The organism is Bradyrhizobium sp. SPXBL-04, from assembly GCF_051853035.1.
Classification (GTDB): Bacteria; Pseudomonadota; Alphaproteobacteria; order Rhizobiales; family Xanthobacteraceae; genus Bradyrhizobium; species Bradyrhizobium zhanjiangense.
Map to the genome: position 1 here is coordinate 4,307,624 of NZ_CP182472.1, position 15,623 is coordinate 4,323,246.

Annotated in this window: 13 protein-coding genes; 2 read left to right on the forward strand and 11 right to left on the reverse strand. The window is 64.7% G+C overall.

Going from position 1 to position 15,623, the window contains the following annotated elements:
* Positions 1-21: 21 nt before the first annotated feature.
* The 6 genes from ACNJX8_RS20340 to ACNJX8_RS20365 all read right to left on the reverse strand — a co-directional run bounded on the left by ACNJX8_RS20340 (position 22) and on the right by ACNJX8_RS20365 (position 5,487).
* The gene (locus ACNJX8_RS20340) at positions 22-456 is read right to left on the reverse strand and encodes a hypothetical protein (RefSeq protein WP_164940408.1); all 435 of its coding nucleotides are present in this window, start codon (positions 454-456) and stop codon (positions 22-24) included.
* A 578-nt stretch (positions 457-1,034) separates the two neighbouring features.
* Positions 1,035-1,736, reverse strand: a complete 702-nt coding sequence (gene lexA / locus ACNJX8_RS20345; protein ID WP_091886069.1) for a transcriptional repressor LexA — start codon at positions 1,734-1,736, stop codon at positions 1,035-1,037.
* Positions 1,737-1,913: 177 nt separating this feature from the next.
* Positions 1,914-3,125 carry a molybdopterin molybdotransferase MoeA gene (locus tag ACNJX8_RS20350; RefSeq protein ID WP_128933512.1) on the reverse strand — a complete coding sequence of 404 codons (1,212 nt, stop codon included), beginning with the start codon at positions 3,123-3,125 and terminating at the stop codon, positions 1,914-1,916.
* A gap of 222 nt (positions 3,126-3,347) precedes the next feature.
* Complete coding sequence (locus ACNJX8_RS20355) at positions 3,348-3,554, reverse strand: hypothetical protein (RefSeq protein ID WP_128933513.1); 207 nt, start codon at positions 3,552-3,554, stop codon at positions 3,348-3,350.
* 161 nt (positions 3,555-3,715) lie between these two features.
* Positions 3,716-4,339 (reverse strand): HAD family hydrolase, encoded by a 624-nt coding sequence (locus ACNJX8_RS20360; protein WP_128940981.1) that lies wholly within the window; start codon positions 4,337-4,339, stop codon positions 3,716-3,718.
* Between the two features lie 14 nt (positions 4,340-4,353).
* Complete coding sequence (locus tag ACNJX8_RS20365; RefSeq protein ID WP_128940982.1) at positions 4,354-5,487, reverse strand: alpha-hydroxy acid oxidase; 1,134 nt, start codon at positions 5,485-5,487, stop codon at positions 4,354-4,356.
* Positions 5,488-5,806: 319 nt separating this feature from the next.
* On the opposite strand from ACNJX8_RS20365, the gene ACNJX8_RS20370 reads away from it, so the two are divergent.
* Positions 5,807-7,144: a S41 family peptidase gene (locus ACNJX8_RS20370; RefSeq protein ID WP_128933516.1), complete on the forward strand. Its 1,338-nt coding sequence runs from the start codon at positions 5,807-5,809 to the stop codon at positions 7,142-7,144.
* 213 nt (positions 7,145-7,357) lie between these two features.
* Here ACNJX8_RS20370 and ACNJX8_RS20375 read toward each other — a convergent pair whose 3' ends face one another.
* The 5 genes from ACNJX8_RS20375 to ACNJX8_RS20395 form a co-directional block, all read right to left on the reverse strand.
* Positions 7,358-10,078 (reverse strand): bifunctional diguanylate cyclase/phosphodiesterase, encoded by a 2,721-nt coding sequence (locus ACNJX8_RS20375; RefSeq protein ID WP_439361787.1) that lies wholly within the window; start codon positions 10,076-10,078, stop codon positions 7,358-7,360.
* A 175-nt stretch (positions 10,079-10,253) separates the two neighbouring features.
* Positions 10,254-10,757: a cyclic pyranopterin monophosphate synthase MoaC gene (gene moaC, locus ACNJX8_RS20380; RefSeq protein WP_439361788.1), complete on the reverse strand. Its 504-nt coding sequence runs from the start codon at positions 10,755-10,757 to the stop codon at positions 10,254-10,256.
* Position 10,758: 1 nt separating this feature from the next.
* Entirely contained in the window at positions 10,759-11,580 is an 822-nt protein-coding gene (trpC, locus tag ACNJX8_RS20385) for an indole-3-glycerol phosphate synthase TrpC (RefSeq protein WP_439361789.1), read from the reverse strand.
* A 7-nt stretch (positions 11,581-11,587) separates the two neighbouring features.
* Positions 11,588-12,601: an anthranilate phosphoribosyltransferase gene (trpD, locus tag ACNJX8_RS20390; RefSeq protein WP_128933520.1), complete on the reverse strand. Its 1,014-nt coding sequence runs from the start codon at positions 12,599-12,601 to the stop codon at positions 11,588-11,590.
* A 14-nt stretch (positions 12,602-12,615) separates the two neighbouring features.
* Entirely contained in the window at positions 12,616-14,514 is a 1,899-nt protein-coding gene (locus tag ACNJX8_RS20395; protein WP_439361790.1) for a SurA N-terminal domain-containing protein, read from the reverse strand.
* Between the two features lie 222 nt (positions 14,515-14,736).
* On the opposite strand from ACNJX8_RS20395, the gene tpiA reads away from it, so the two are divergent.
* A complete protein-coding gene (gene tpiA, locus ACNJX8_RS20400; RefSeq protein ID WP_439361791.1) occupies positions 14,737-15,492 on the forward strand; it encodes a triose-phosphate isomerase in 756 nt (251 codons plus the stop codon).
* Positions 15,493-15,623: the final 131 nt, after the last annotated feature.

Genomic DNA, 15,623 nt, shown 5'->3' on the forward strand with positions numbered 1-15,623 from the left:
GACCTGGTGGCCAGGGACGGCTCAGCCGATCGGCAGACGCGTGATCGTCGGCCGGCTGTCGGCATCGATCTGCGGCTTGTGCTCACGCTCGCTGACCGGCTGCGTCACCGGCAGTTGCAGCACGGTTGCGTGCTGGCCTTCGACGAGCTGCGTCACCAGCACGTATTTGCCGTCGGGGAATTCGATCGCGTCATGATGGCGATCGGGAATGTGCGGATCGATCTTGCCGAACTTGCCGACGCGGGAGTTGATCGTGCGCGTCCAGATCCAACGATTGTCGTAACGGACGTTGTCGGCGAAGGCGAGCTCCGTTCCCGGCAGCAGGCAGACGGCCACGGTCGGGTCGGCCGCGGAAGCGAAGCCGCGCGTCGAGGTGCCGCGGAACGTTGTCGACACGATCGTCTCGCCGACTTCGGCGGGGCGCGATGCAACGGCATGCAGACTGTAGTCACACATCGGGTGCTCCTATTCGAAGATAGCAACCCGCGCCTCTTTCGGAGGCGCAAGCCTCTATCAGAGTGGAAGCACGTAACATTCTGCTTGCTTGTGGGCGAATCTGCGGCTGGCGTCAGCCGGATGCGATCACATTATCTTTCCCGAATCCAATAGGAACAAAGCTCGCTTCAGTGCATTTGGCGGATGCGAGCGTCAGCGGCCTGCGGGCGCCGACCATCCGGAATATGGCCAACTCGGCTGTGGCTGTCGCGCGACGGCACTTCGGGCGCTGCGGAATTGCTCACTCGTTGTCGCATGCGCCGACTTGCGGGGATGGTGCTGCGATTGTGCTGCGAATGCTTGCGCTGCCGATGCAGCGATCAGCACAGTTGCGAAGGCGCTCAAAACGATCCTACGCATCGTTGTCTCCTCGATCTCTTGAGCCGCAAAGCGATGAGTGCTTCGGGCGGCATGCCGAGGACGTAGCGCTTGGAAAGGGGCCAGATAATCTGCCCAAGACCAGAAAGACTATCCAGCTGAAGCGGACAATCCGTCCGCTCCAATCGGAATCATCGGTATCGAATGACCACTGAGTCTTCTCAGTACTTGCGGTACAGTCCGATCAGCTTGCCCTGAATCTTCACCCGGTTCGGCGGCAGGATGCGCACCTCGTAGGCGGCGTTGGCGGGCTCGAGCGCGATCGACGCGCCGCGGCGGCGGAAGCGCTTGAGCGTCGCTTCCTCGTCGTCGATCAGCGCCACCACGATGTCGCCGGTATCGGCGCTCTCGTTGCGCTGGATCAGCGCCATGTCGCCGTCAAGGATGCCGGCCTCGACCATCGAATCACCGCGCACTTCGAGCGCATAATGTTCGCCCGAGCCGAGCATGTCGGGCGGTACGCTGATGGTGTGACTGCGGGTCTGCAACGCTTCGATCGGCGTACCGGCTGCGATGCGACCCATCACCGGCACCGCAACGGGACGCTCGCCCTCGTCGGCGGGTGGGCTGGAGCTCGCGCGCACCTTGCCGAGATTGCCCTCGATGACGCTTGGCGTGAAGCCGCGGCGGTTGCCGGCGGCGGCCTGGAGCTCAGGCAGCTTGATCACCTCGATGGCACGGGCGCGGTTGGGCAGGCGACGGATGAAGCCGCGCTCCTCCAGCGCGGTGATCAGGCGATGGATGCCCGATTTCGAGCGCAGGTCGAGCGCATCCTTCATCTCGTCGAAGGAGGGCGGCACGCCGCTTTCCTTCAGACGTTCGCTGATGAACCGCAGAAGCTCGTATTGTTTGCGCGTTAACATCTCGACCAAAGTCCCCCGGTTGATGTCGTTCGATTCCGAGACGCTGAATTGGAGCGGCGAACCGCTACATCCTCGAAACAAATCATGAACGGACACTATATGTTCGATATGTGTTCCGCAACTGCTTAATTTTGCGTGAACACGACAAAGTTCGCGGAACACGTGTGGTGGATGCGCTCAGACGGGCAGGCGCAGCACCTCGCAAGGCGAGCCAGCTCCGGCCTTCGGCGCGAACGGTGCGCGCACGAGAAGTGCCTGTGCCGCAGCGAGATTCGCAAGCAGCGAGGAATCCTGGTGATGGACGGGAACGGCCACCAGCGTGCCGTCGTCGCGCTGTTCCAGACGTGCGCGAAGATAATCCGCGCGCATATCGTTTGCGCCCACATCGCGGCCGAGCACGGCGCGCTCATGGCGGTGATGAATCACGGATCGACCCGACACCGCACGAATCAGCGGGACCATGAACAGGAAGGCGCACACATAGGAGGAGACGGGATTACCCGGCAGGCCGATCACGCGCATCGCGCCGAGCCGCCCATGCATCATCGGCTTGCCCGGGCGCATCGCAATCTTCCAGAACGCCATCGAGATACCTTCGTCCCTCAGCGCCTGCTGGACCAGATCGTGGTCGCCGACCGATGCGCCGCCGGTCGTGACCAGGATGTCGGCGCCGCTCTCGCGGGCGCGGCGGATGCCGGCGGTGGTGGCCTCCAGCGTGTCGGCGGCGATGCCGAGGTCGATGGTCTCGGCCCCCTCGCTGCGGGCGAGCGCGTGCAGGGCATAGCCGTTGGAATAGACGATCTGGCCGCGGCCGGGCGCGGCGCCTGGCATCACCAGTTCGTCGCCGGTGGCGAGGATCGCGACCTTCGGGCGGCGGCAGACGGCAAGCTGCGGGTGATTCATGGCGGCGGCGAGCGCGAGGTCGCGCTCGGTGAGACGGGTTCCCTTGCGCAGGAGCACGTCGCCTTCGGCGAAGTCAACGCCTGCGGGGCGGATGTGCCGACCGGGAATCGCGGCTTCCTTGATCGTGATGCGCGTGCCGTCCGCGACCGTATCCTCCTGGATCACGACCGCGTCGGCACCGTTGGGAACGACGCCGCCGGTGAAGATCCGCACGGCTTCGCCGGCGCCGACCGTTCCCGCGAACGGACGACCCGCCGCTACCTCGCCAATCACCGTCAGTCGGGAATCGATCGCCCCCGCGTCGGCCGCGCGCACGGCATAGCCATCCATCGCCGACATCGCTTCCGGCGGCTGCGTGCGCAGCGCCGCCACGTCGCGGGCGAGCACACGGTGGAAGGCTGCGTCGAGAGCAACCATTTCCTCGGCCAGAGGCTCCGCGCCGGCAAGCACGGCGGCAAGCGCATCGGAAACCGGCATGAGAGCCACGGCGAAAACTCCTGCTCGCGGACGAATTGGCAGGAAGCCTTCTAGCCGAGCGCGAGCGCAGAGGCAAAAGAGCAGCCGAGCGGAATGATCATCCCGACGACGCATTCGCAGGCAACGAAGGCGATGTCAGGCCGGGCGGGACATGATCTCCAGGACGAGGCAGATTGGTACCAGAGTGGCCATGGCTAGGACGAGAATGACGAGAGCCACGGCCAGCATCGATCAACTCTGCGTCTGTTCGCCCGAACTGACGCTAGGCGTCACGTCCGGAGCTTTGGGGCCCTGATCCTTGTCCGGCAGCGGATCGGCCTGAGATTTCAGGTCGGCGGCCTTGCTGATGAGCTTGGCGGAGAGGCGCGAATCCGAGGTGGTTCTGGCGAATTCGAGCAGCAGAGAAGCTTGCTTTGTGAGGTAGGCTTTGCCCAGCACGAGAATAAGTCCGATGTAGAAGTCCCAACGGACTCATAGAGTCCGGAGGAAGTATTTCCGTTCCCGGAACTCTGTACAAAAATGCACAAGGTGATTTGGTTCCGCATTCCCAAGCAGATTTGGTCCTCGGAACCCAACCAGATCAGCCGGGGCGTCGGCAGTCAAATTCCCAACGCTCGCAAGGCGTTGCCGACATCACTGGGCGAGGTGACATGCACCGCCGTCAATCCGCGCGCCCGCGCCCCTTCGACGTTCTCGGCAAGGTCGTCGAAGAACACGATTCGGCTGGCCGGCACGCCGATCGACGTCACGACATGGTCGAACGCCTCCGCATCCGGTTTGCGCAGGCCGATGCTGGACGACAAATAGAGCTCGCGGAAATGGCCGAGCACGCCGGCATATTCCTTCGAGAAATAGTCGACATGCGGCCGGTTGGTATTGGAGAAGACATAGAGCGGCATCTGCTTGGCAGCGCGCGGCAAGAGCTCGGCGATATCGGGCATCTCGCCGGCGAAGATCGCGTTCCATCCCTCCAGAAACTGCGCATCGGAAATGTCGATCCCGAGCGATGAACGCAGCGATTGGAAATAATCCTCGTCGCTGATCTTGCCGACCTCGTGCAGCCGGTAGGCCTCGTCACGCACATAGCGCGCAACGATGGCCTCGGGCTGGCAGCCGGCATGTCCCGCCCAGCAGGCGATCGCCTTGGAGAAGTCGATATCGAGCACCACGCGTCCGAGGTCGAACAGGAGCGCATCGGCGCTGCCGGGAGAGAGCGAGGTCATCGTGTCCTTTCACTTCAGTATCGATAGGGATCGTGGTCGAACAGCGGGAACGCGCTGAACACGCTCGGCGCATTCGTTGCAGTCGCCTGATGCAGGCAGGACTTGTCGACCTCGGCGAACGAGGTGGCACCCAAGAGGCCGAGGCAGCGCAGCACTTCGTCCTCCAGCAGTTCCAGCATCCGCATCACGCCGGCTTCGCCGGCCGCCGCCAGCGCCCAGCATTGCAGCCGGCCGATGCCGACGATGTCGGCGCCCGCCGCGATCGCCTTGACGATGTCGGTGCCGCGGCAAAAGCCGCCATCGACCATGATCTTGGCGCGGCCCTTCACCGCCTCGACGATTTCAGGCAGCACATGCATGGCGCCGCGGCCGTGATCGAGCTGACGGCCGCCATGGTTGGAGACGTAGATCCACTCGACACCGTGATCGATCGCGATCTGGGCATCCTCGGCCGTGGCAATGCCCTTCAGGATCAGCGGGATCCTGAATTTGTCCTTGATCATCTTCACGGTCCGCCACTCCAGGCCTTTCTGGAAATCGCCGCCGGTGGCGCGCAGGCGGCTTTCGCGAACGTAGCGCTTGGCGATGTCACGTTCGCGACGGCTGTAATGGGCGGTGTCGACGGTCAGGCAGAATGCGGCATAGCCGTTCTTTTCGGAGCGGCTGACGACATCCGCGACGAAGGCATCGTCGCCGCGGACATAGAGCTGATAGAGCCGCAGCGCGTCGGGCGCGGCCTCGGCAGTCTTTTCCAGGCCGGGCTCGGACACGGAGCTCAACATGTGCGCCGCACCGAAGGTGCCGGCGGCGCGGGCTACGCTTGCCGCACCATCGGGATCGAAGATTTCGAGCGCACCGACCGGGGCGAGCACCACCGGCAGCCGCATCCTGCGGCCGAGTTGCTCGACCGAGCCGTCGACCTTGCGAACATCGCGCAGCACGCGGGGGCGGAAGGCGATCTCGTCCAGCGCCATCCGGTTCCGGCGCATCGTGGTCTCGGTCTCGGCAGCGCCGACGATGTAGTCCCAGGCATTCTGGTTGAGATTGGCGCGCGCTTTCCGGATGAATTCGTGCAGGTTCTGGAACGGCTCGTTGCTGGCGCCGAGTTCGACGTTCCTTTCCGGCCGGATGCGGGGCGCGTCGTTCATTGTTGTCCTCCCGAGAATTTGAAGTCTTATCGCCATCGCCTATCGCGTCCGGCCCTCCAAAACCATCCTAAAATCGCATAGCTGCGAGGCGTGGGCGGCCGACCGATGTCCGCTTTGCACAAAGTGGTTTCGGAACGTTGCCAAAAGTTTAAGCCACGGCGAAGGGATTTCTTCGCCGTACCGCCGGCACGGCAGGCCGGCCTTGAAGAAACCAGAATGGTGTTGTGAGACGTGACTTGGATCGCCATTTGCATGGCGGCTTCCAAGCCCGAGAGACAAGCCCCTCAAGAGAACCGCTAAGCAAAAGGCCAGTCAATCCATGCGGAAAAACCTGCTGTTCCCCCTGGGCGCGCTCACGGGAGCGTGTCTGACCCTTCTGGTAGCCAGTCCCCACGGCGGCGTGTGGGCGGCACGGGCGGCGGCGAGCGCGGATGATGCCTATTCCCAGCTCAACTTGTTTGGCGCGGTGTTCGAGCGGGTCAAGGCGAACTATGTCGAGAAGCCCGACAATGCCAAGCTGATCGAAGGCGCGGTTACGGGCATGGTGACCTCGCTCGATCCGCATTCGCGCTACATGAACGCCAAGGCCTGGACCGAGATGCAGGAGACCACCTCCGGCGAGTTCGGCGGGCTCGGCATCGAGGTCACGATGGAGGATGGCCTCGTCAAGGTCGTCTCGCCGATCGACGATACACCGGCCTCGAAGGCCGGCATCATGTCCGGCGACCTCATCAGCAAGATCGACGGCGAGGCCGTGCAGGGCATGACGCTCGAGCAGGCCGTCAACAAGATGAAGGGCCCGGTCGACACCAAGACCAAGCTCACCATCGTGCGAAAGGGGGCCGACGCGCCGCTCGACGTCGCGATCACCCGCGAGATCATCCATGTGCGCCCGGTGCGCTTCCACGTCGAGAACGGCGACATCGGCTATATCCGCATCACCTCGTTCAACGAGCAGACCACCGACGGCCTGAAGAAGGCGATCGCGTCGATCTCCAAACAGGTCCCGTCGGAGAAGCTCGCAGGCTATGTGATGGACCTGCGCAACAATCCAGGCGGTCTGCTCGACCAGGCTGTCTCGGTGTCGAGCGCATTCCTTCAACGCGGCGAGGTCGTCTCGACCCGCGGGCGCAATCCAGAAGAGACTCAGCGCTTCACGGCGCATGGCGGCGATCTCACCAAGGGCAAGCCGCTGGTCGTGCTGATCAACGGCGGTTCGGCCTCGGCCTCGGAGATCGTCTCCGGTGCGCTGCATGACCACAAGCGTGCGACGCTGATCGGTACGCGGTCGTTCGGCAAGGGCTCGGTGCAGACGATCATTCCGCTCGGCGCCGGCAACGGTGCGCTGGCGCTGACCACGGCGCGCTACTACACGCCGTCGGGCCGCTCGATCCAGGCCCAGGGCATCGCGCCGGACATCGAGATCCTCCAGGACGTGCCGCCCGAGCTGAAGGGCCGGATGGACACCATGGCGGAATCCCAGATGCGCGGGCATCTGTCGGCCGCCGACGGCACCGAGCAGACCGGATCACAATCCTACGTCCCGCCGGAAGAGAAGGACGACAAAGCCCTGCATACGGCTTTCGACTTCTTGCACGGCGTCACCGCGAATGCGGTTGCCTCGAAGCCCGGGTCGAAGGCGGCGGTGCCGAACTAATTCTTGCGACGTCCGGACTCGCCCGGGAGTGGATCACCGCTCCCGGGCGATTTCGTTTTGGGGCCGCCGTCTCAGGTCGGGTTCATGGCGGCAAACGTTGCTTCGTAGCGGCTGTCGCGCTCGGCCGAGCGGCGAGCGCGGTCGCGCTCTACAGCACTTCATCGCGGGAATGAAGCCGTCAACCCGGAGGGATCAGCCCGTTCGGCCGAAGACCTAGCCTGCCTCGCGGCGGCGAATTTCCTCGCCACCGGCCTGGGCGAGACGGCTGCGATGCAGTGCGAACAACTCCAGCATCTTGTCGGCGGGTTTCGCGGCGCTGAACAGATAGCCCTGCATCTCGGAACAGCCAAGCGCGCGGAGCAGGCGCTGCTGCTCTTCGGTCTCGACGCCCTCGGCCGTGGTGGTCATGCGGCGGGCGGCCGCGAGGTTGACGACGGCCTGGACGATGCTGGCGGAGCCGTCGGGACCGGCGATGTCGTCGACGAAGCAGCGGTCGATCTTGATCTTGTCGAAGGGGAAGCGGTGCAGATAGCTCAGCGACGAGTAGCCGGTGCCGAAATCGTCCAGCGCGATGCGCACGCCGATGGCGCGAAGCTGGTGCAGGATCGCGAGCGCTGCGTCGTCGTCGCGGATCAGCACGGCCTCGGTGATTTCGAGCTCGAGCCGGCTCGCCGGCAAATTGGAGGCGGCGAGCGCGGCCATGATCTTCAGCGCCAGCGTACCGCTCTTGAACTGCACCGGCGAGACGTTGACGGCGAGGCGAATGTCGTCGGGCCAGTTTGCTGCATCCCTACAGGCGGTCGCCAGCACCCATTCGCCGATCTCGTTGATCAGGCCGGTATCTTCGGCGATCGGGATGAATTCGGCCGGTGAGACCATGCCGCGCTCGGGATGGCGCCAGCGTACCAGCGCCTCGCATCCCGTGATGCGGTCGTCCTTCAGGCCGAGGCAAGGCTGGTAATAGACCTCGAGGCCGCCATGAGCGATGGCGTGGCGCAGGTCGATCTCGAGTTGCCGCCGCTCGCGGACCTTGGCGTCCATCTCCGGTTCGAAGAAGCGATAGGTGCGGCGGCCGGCGGCTTTGGCCGCATACATCGCCATATCGGCATTCTTCAGGATCTGGTCCAGCGCGGTCCCGTGTCTCGGTGCAAGCGCGATGCCTATGCTGGCGTCCGTGGTGAGATGATGGCCCATGCAGTCGAACGGCATTCTAATGGTCTCGAACACCCGCGCGACGAGTTCGTTGACCTCCTCCAGCGATGTTACTGCGCTCTGTACGATCGCGAATTCATCGCCGCCGAGCCGTGCCACGAAGTCCATCGGACCTGCGCAGCGGCGAAGGCTCTGTGCGACCGATTTCAACAGCTCGTCGCCGACGAGATGACCGAGTGCGTCGTTGACGCCCTTGAACTCGTCGATGTCGATGTAGTGCACCGCGATCTCTTCGCCGTCGGCGATGGTACCCAGCTCTTCGCGCAGATGCTCGTGGAACATGGCGCGGTTGGGCAGGTCGGTCAGCGCGTCGTAATGGGCGAGGTGGGTGATGCGTTCCTCGGTCCGCCGACGCTCGGTGATGTCCTCATGCGTTGCGACCCAACCGCCGTCCGCGAGCGGTTCGTTGACGATCTGGATCGAGCGGCCGTCGGAGGTGTCGACCACCATGGAGTTGCGCAGGTGGATGTCGCGCAGCACGCGCGCAACGTAGTCGTCGACATTGCCGGTGAACGAGCCCGTCGCCTTGCGGTGGGCGATGATGTCGTGGAAGCTGCAACCGGGCTTCACGGTCTCGACCGACAGTCCGTACATCTCGATGTAGCGCTGGTTGCAGATCACGAGCCGCCGCTCGGCATCGAACAGCAGGAGGCCCTGCGTCATGTTGTTGACGGCGCGGTCGAGACGCTGCTTTTCCAGCGTCAGCCGTTCCCGCGAGAGGCGGTGCTGCTCCAGCAGCTTGCGCACGATCGCGATCAGCACGCCGGCGATGGCGAGCGCGGAAGAGGCGGCGACCGAGATCAGGATGCCGATCTGCTCGCGCCAGTCCGCCAGGGCCGCCGCGCGCGTCATGGTGGCCATGATCAGGATCGGAAAGTGGGGCAGGGCGCGCGAGGAGATCAGCCGGTCGTCGCCATCGATCGGGCTCACGAAGCGACCGGCGAAGTGATCGAGCCCGAAAACCCTCTGATGCGAGAACGGGCCGGTCTTGAAATTCCGCCCCATCAATTCGCTGGAAAGGGGATAGCGGGCGAGCAGCGTGCCGTCTCGATGCAGCATCGAGATCGACGCGCCTTCACCGAGCACGACGGAAGCGAAGAACTTCTCGAAATTGGCGGGCTCGATGCCGCGCCCGACGACGCCCAGGAACTCGCCGTTCGGTCCAAGGATCTTGCGGACGATCAGGATGGTCCAGGCGCCCGAGATGCGGCTGTGCAGCGGCTCGATCAGCACGTCAGGCGAATAGGGATCGTATTTGAAGGTGCGGAAATAGGCGCGATCGGCAACGTTCACGTTCGGGGCCGGCCATGCCGTCGACGAGTTGACCAGATTCCCTTCGGCGTCGATGACATTGACGCCGCCCATGTAGGGCAGCGCCTCGATCTTCGAGCGCAGCATGCGGTGGATGTCCTGCCCCGCGAGGCGCTTGCGATAATCCTCCACATTATTGATGCCGGTTGCGCGGACGTGGTCGACGAAATCCTTCTGGATGACTGCGAAATCCTGCAATTGCTGGTCGAAATGATGGGCGAGCATCAGCACGGTGTTTTCGAGCTCGCGGCCGGAGTTGCGCAGCGCGCGTTCGCGGAAATTCTGTGCCATCAGCGTCGCGCCGACGGCGATCGCCGCGATTAGCAGCATGCCGCCCACCACCAGCCAGCGGATCGGTCCGCTGCGCACGAAGGCCTGGTCAAAGAGGCGACTGCCGAATCTCGTCATCATGCTGGATCATTGCCGTGCACACGCCAGGATCAATTCTTGGCCCCGGAAACATCCGTTGGTTTACGGGAACGGTGTGGAGGCGAAGTTAGGAAGCGCGGTTAACGCGATATGAACGGCCGGGCACAAAGACAACCGATGCGCGCGACGCAGGAGGTCGGTCGCTGAAATACGCGCTTCAGGCGCGGTAATGGCCGGACTTGCCGCCGAGCTTCTCGACGAGATGGATGCCCTCGATGCGCACGCCACGCTCCACCGCCTTGATCATGTCGTAGATGGTGAGGCAGGCGACCGAGACCGCCGTGAGCGCCTCCATCTCGACGCCGGTGGGACCAGTGACCTTGACGCTGGCGCGGACGAGGCAGCCCGGCAGTTTCGCATCGGGCTCGATCTCGACCGTGACCTTCGACAGCGCGAGCGGATGGCAGAGCGGGATCAGCTCGGAGGTGCGCTTGGCGGCCATGATGCCGGCGATGCGCGCGGTGCCGAGCACGTCACCCTTCTTGGCGTTGCCGGACACGATCAGATCGAGCGTCGCCTTGGTCATGATGACGCGGCCTTCCGCCACCGCAAGCCGCTCGGTCGCGGGCTTGTCCGACACGTCCACCATCCGCGCTTCGCCGGAGGCGCCGATATGGGTAAGGGCAGGGCCGGCCTTGGACTTGGAAGGCTTGCGCGCCATGTCAGCGCGTGCCCGTCGCGCGCGGTGCCGTCTCGCGCGCGAGTAGCGTGCGCGTGGCGGCGGTGACGTCGGCCTGCCGCATCAAGCTCTCGCCGACCAGGAAGGTCGACATACCGACGCGCTCGAGCCGCGCAAGGTCTGCGGCTGTGAAGATGCCGCTCTCACCGACCATCAGCCGGTCCGCGGGGATCAACGGCGCCAGCGCCTCGCTGGTCGCAAGCGTGGTCTCGAAGGTGCGCAAATTGCGGTTGTTGACGCCGATCATGGGCGAGCGAAGTTTCAGCGCGCGGTCGAGCTCGGCACGGTCGTGGATTTCGATCAGCACATCCATGCCGTAGGCGAAGGCGGCATCTTCGAGATCCCTGGCGGTCGCATCGTCGAGCGCGGCCATGATGATCAGGATGCAATCGGCGCCATGCGCGCGAGCCTCCGCCACCTGATAGGTATCGAACATGAAATCCTTGCGTAGCACCGGCAATGAGGTTGCCGCGCGCGCCGCCACCATGAAGTCGAGATGGCCCTGGAACGACGGCGTATCGGTCAGCACCGAAAGGCAGGCGGCGCCGCCGGCCTCATAGGCTCTGCCAAGCTGGGGCGGATCGAAATCGGCGCGGATCAGTCCCTTCGACGGCGAGGCCTTCTTGATCTCGGCAATCAGCGCATAGTCGCCATTGGCGTGCTTCGCCTTGATCGCGCGCATGAAGCCGCGCGGTGCGGCTTGCGCCTTGGCCTGTGCCTCGACTATCGAGAGCGGCTGCGCGCGCTTGGCCGCGGCAATATCCTCGCGCTTGTAAGCTTCGATCTTGGTCAGGATATCCGACATGTCAGGCTCAGCCGTTCGAGACCGCGATCAGATGTTTCAGCCGCGCGCTTGCGGCGCCGCTGTCGAGCGACTTCGCGCCGATCGCAACGCCCTCCTTGAGATCCTTGGCGCGTCCGGCCACGACCAGCGCGGCGGCAGCGTTGATCAGCGCGACGTCGCGGTAGGGGCTCGGCTTGCCGTCGAGCACGCCTTGCAGCGCGATCGCATTAGCCTCGGCGTCGCCTCCTTTGAGTGCGCCGGTCTCGCAGCGCGACAGGCCGGCCTCCTCAGGCGTCACCTCGAAATTCCGGATCTCGCCATTGTGGAGCGCGGAGACGAAGGTCGGGCCGGTCAGGGTGATCTCGTCGAGGCCATCGGAGCCGTGCACGACCCAGGCGGATTCCGAGCCGAGGTTCTTGAGCACCTGCGCCAGCGGTTGCACCCATTGCCGCGAGAATACGCCGACCATCTGCCGCTTGACGCCGGCCGGATTGGACAGGGGGCCGAGCAGGTTGAAGATCGTGCGCGTGGCAAGCTCGACCCGGGTCGGGCCGACGTTCTTCATGGCGGGATGGTGGGCGGGGGCGAACATGAAGCCGATGCCGCATTCGCGCACGCAATGTCCGACCTGCTCGGGCCTGAGGTCGATCTTCACGCCGAGCGAGGCCAGCACGTCGGCGGCGCCCGAGCGCGAGGACAGCGCGCGGTTGCCGTGCTTGGCCACCGGCACGCCGGCGCCCGAGACGATGAAGGACGCGCAGGTCGAGACATTGACCGAGCCGGAGCCGTCGCCGCCGGTGCCGACGATGTCGACGGCGTCAGGCGGCGCTGTCACGGCCAGCATCTTGGAGCGCATCGCCGTAACGGCGCCGGTGATCTCGTCCACGGTCTCGCCGCGCACCCTGAGCGCCATCAACAGGCCGCCCATCTGTGAGGGCGTGGCTTCGCCCGACATCATGGCGTCGAAGGCGGAGGCGGCTTCGTCACGCGACAGGCTGGCGCCGGTCGCCACTTTTCCAATGATCGATTTCAGGTCGTCCATCGCGTGCTTTCAACTCACTGGTTCGCGCCGGTCACCTGCGCGAAGGCGGCCTGATTAATGGTGGTCCCGATGTCGGTTTCAAGCTTGTTGACGTAGGAAGCGACCTGCTCCTCGGTCTGCGCGCGGTCGAGGCTGTCCTTCAGCTTCTTCACCGCGTCGGAAGCGGCGTCGACCACGGGTTCGACGATGTCGGTGACGCGGAAGATGATCACTTCGCTGCCGCCGCTCACGGGGGTCTGTCCGACGCCGTCCTTGGCGGTGCGGAAGGCGGCCGATACGACGGTTGCGGGTACGACGGCAGGCGAGTCATCGCGCTTGAAGCCGGTCGCGGTCTCGACCTTGGCGCCGATCGCAGCAGCTTCATCGGCGAGCTTGCTGCCGGATTCGAGCTTCTGCACCATCTCGGTCGCCTTGGTCTTCAGCTTGGCCGCGACCTGGTCCTGGCGCCAGCGCGCCTCGACCTGGTCGCGGACCTCGTCGAGATTGCGGTCGCGCGAGGGCGTGATCGCGATGACGTCGTACCAGACATAGCCGCCCTTGAACGAGATCGAGTCGTTGTCGACGCCGACGTCGGTGTTGAAGGCCTGCGACACCACGTCGAGCCCCTGCGGAATGTTGGCGACCGGCTGGCCGTTCGGGGCGCGGCCGGAACGGTCGACGGCGTCGATGGTCACCGCCGTGAGCCCGAGCTTCTGCGCCGCGTCGATCACGCTGGAGCCGCCGCCGCGCTCGTCCTCCATCTTGTCGCGGAGATCGGCGACCTTGACGCGCGCGCGCTCGGTCGCGATCTCGCGCTTGATGTCACCCGCAACGCTGGCGTAGTCCGCCTCTTTGCCCGGCTCGATCTTGTCGACCTTGACGATCGCGACGCCAAGCCCGCCCTGGACCGGCTGGCTGATCTCGCCGGCAGGAAGCGCGAAGGCGGCATCGCCAACGGCCGGATCGAGCGAAGACTTGGTCACAAGCCCGAGATCGACGTCGGAGGCGCTCAGCCCGCGCTCCTTGCCGAGATCCTCGAACGTCATGCCGCCGACGAGGCGCTCGCGTGCGGTCTGCGCCTCCGCCACGTTCGGAAATACGATCTGCTGGATCTGGCGCTTCTCCGGCGTGCCGAGCCGGTCCTTGCGCTGGTCGAACACCTTCTTGGCGTCCTCGTCCGACACCTCGGACCACTTGCCGATCTCCTCCGGCGAGACCACGACGAAGGCGATCTTGCGATATTCGGGCGCGCGGAACTGGACCTTGTGATCCTCGAAATAGGCGGCGAGCGTCTCGGGCGAGGGCGCCTCGATCTGGCCTGCCTGCGCGGCGTCGAGCCTGACGAACTCGATGGCGCGCTGCTCGCTCTGGAAGCGCGTCAGCGCGTCGAGCATGGTTTTCGGCGGCTCGAGGCCGGCGCCGATCGTGCCGGTGATCTGCCGGCGCAGCGACACTTTGCGCTGCTCGGCGACGTAGCGCTGCTCGGTATAGCCGAAATTGCGGATCACGGCCTGGAAGCGATTCGCATCGAAGTTGCCGCCGACGCCCTTGAAGTTGGGGTCATTCATGATGACCTGGCGGATCTGGTCGTCGGACTGGCCGAGCCCGAGCCGGCGCGCCTCTTCGTCGATGGCGGCTTCGGCGATGGTCTGCTGGAGCACCTGGCGGTCGAGGCCGAAGGCACGCGCCTGATCGGGCGTCAGCGGACGGCCGAACTGGCGACTGATCTGTTGCAAGCGGTCGGTGTAGATCTGGCGGAACTCGTTGAGCGAAATCTCGGTGCTGCCGATCTTGGCCACCGTGGACTGTCCGAAGCCGCGGAAGATGTCGGCGATGCCCCAAATGCCGAAACTGACAATCAACACGCCCATCACCACGGCCATAATGGTCTTGCCGAGCCAGTTTGATGAGGCCTTGCGCATTCCTCGGAGCATTTGGTCCAACTTGTTTGGCAGGAGGGGAACGGGAGCGCGTCTTAATGCAGATTCCGCAAAAGCGCGTCACCAAATTGATAGATCATCATAAAGTGGCGGCTTTCCCCCCGCAACCTCGCCTCATGCGACGCCTCGAAGCTGCGGTTAAAAGCCCCTGGTCTCTGGAACTGCGGCGACAGCTCTGCTAGCGCATGCACAAACCTCATTTTGCTGGACATTGACATGACCGACGCCATCCGACCGCTGATCGCCGGCAATTGGAAGATGAACGGCCTGAAGGCCCAGGTTGCCGAATTCGACGCCATGCTCAACGGCGCGGCGGACGTGGCTGCCAAGGCCGATCTGCTGGTCTGCCCGCCTGCAACCCTGATCGCCGCCTTCGCCGACAAGGCACGGGGCAAGAAGGTCGCGTTGGGGGCCCAGGACTGCCATCCCAAGGCCTCAGGCGCCCATACCGGCGATGTTGCCGCCGAAATGCTGGTGGATGCCGGCGCAACTGCCATCATCGTCGGCCATTCCGAGCGGCGCGCCGACCACGGCGAGGGCGATGCCCTGGTCCGACACAAGGCCGAGGCGGCCTGGCGCGCCGGGGCGGCGGCGATCGTCTGCATCGGCGAGACGCAAGGCCAGCGCGACGCCGGCCAGACCCTGGATATCCTGCGTGGCCAGCTCGACGGCTCGCTGCCGGACGGCTCCACCGCGGCCAATCTGGTCGTGGCCTATGAGCCGGTTTGGGCCATCGGCACCGGGCTGACGCCCACGGCCAAGGACGTCGAGCAGATTCATGGGTTTATCCGGGAATTCCTGAGTTCCCGGTTCAAAACCGACGGTGCCAAGATGCGGATCCTTTACGGCGGCTCGGTCAAGCCCTCGAATGCGGCCGAGCTGATGGCGGTGAAAAACGTCAATGGCGCGCTGGTCGGCGGCGCCAGCCTGAAGGCGACCGATTTCCTTGCGATCGCCAAGGGCTGTCCCTAGCTAAAGGGCTGTCCCTAGCTCATTCAAACCGTTGGTCCGGACCCGATCGGGGGTGGCAATACCCCCTCCGATCGTGTAACACCGCGCAACTTCAGGAAAACCCGCGAAGCGCGATCGGCCGCCGTCAGGCG

Excerpts from the sequence above, each read along its gene's own strand:
- ACNJX8_RS20340 (WP_164940408.1), bottom strand. The coding sequence starts at position 456 with ATGTGTGACTACAGTCTGCATGCCGTTGCATCGCGCCCCGCCGAAGTC.
- ACNJX8_RS20365 (WP_128940982.1), bottom strand. The coding sequence starts at position 5,487 with ATGAACGACGCGCCCCGCATCCGGCCGGAAAGGAACGTCGAACTCGGC.
- moaC (WP_439361788.1), bottom strand. The coding sequence starts at position 10,757 with ATGGCGCGCAAGCCTTCCAAGTCCAAGGCCGGCCCTGCCCTTACCCAT.
- ACNJX8_RS20370 (WP_128933516.1), top strand. The coding sequence starts at position 5,807 with ATGCGGAAAAACCTGCTGTTCCCCCTGGGCGCGCTCACGGGAGCGTGT.
- ACNJX8_RS20395 (WP_439361790.1), bottom strand. The coding sequence starts at position 14,514 with ATGCTCCGAGGAATGCGCAAGGCCTCATCAAACTGGCTCGGCAAGACC.
- lexA (WP_091886069.1), bottom strand. The coding sequence starts at position 1,736 with ATGTTAACGCGCAAACAATACGAGCTTCTGCGGTTCATCAGCGAACGT.
- ACNJX8_RS20360 (WP_128940981.1), bottom strand. The coding sequence starts at position 4,339 with ATGACCTCGCTCTCTCCCGGCAGCGCCGATGCGCTCCTGTTCGACCTC.
- tpiA (WP_439361791.1), top strand. The coding sequence starts at position 14,737 with ATGACCGACGCCATCCGACCGCTGATCGCCGGCAATTGGAAGATGAAC.
- trpC (WP_439361789.1), bottom strand. The coding sequence starts at position 11,580 with ATGTCGGATATCCTGACCAAGATCGAAGCTTACAAGCGCGAGGATATT.
- ACNJX8_RS20375 (WP_439361787.1), bottom strand. The coding sequence starts at position 10,078 with ATGATGACGAGATTCGGCAGTCGCCTCTTTGACCAGGCCTTCGTGCGC.
- trpD (WP_128933520.1), bottom strand. The coding sequence starts at position 12,601 with ATGGACGACCTGAAATCGATCATTGGAAAAGTGGCGACCGGCGCCAGC.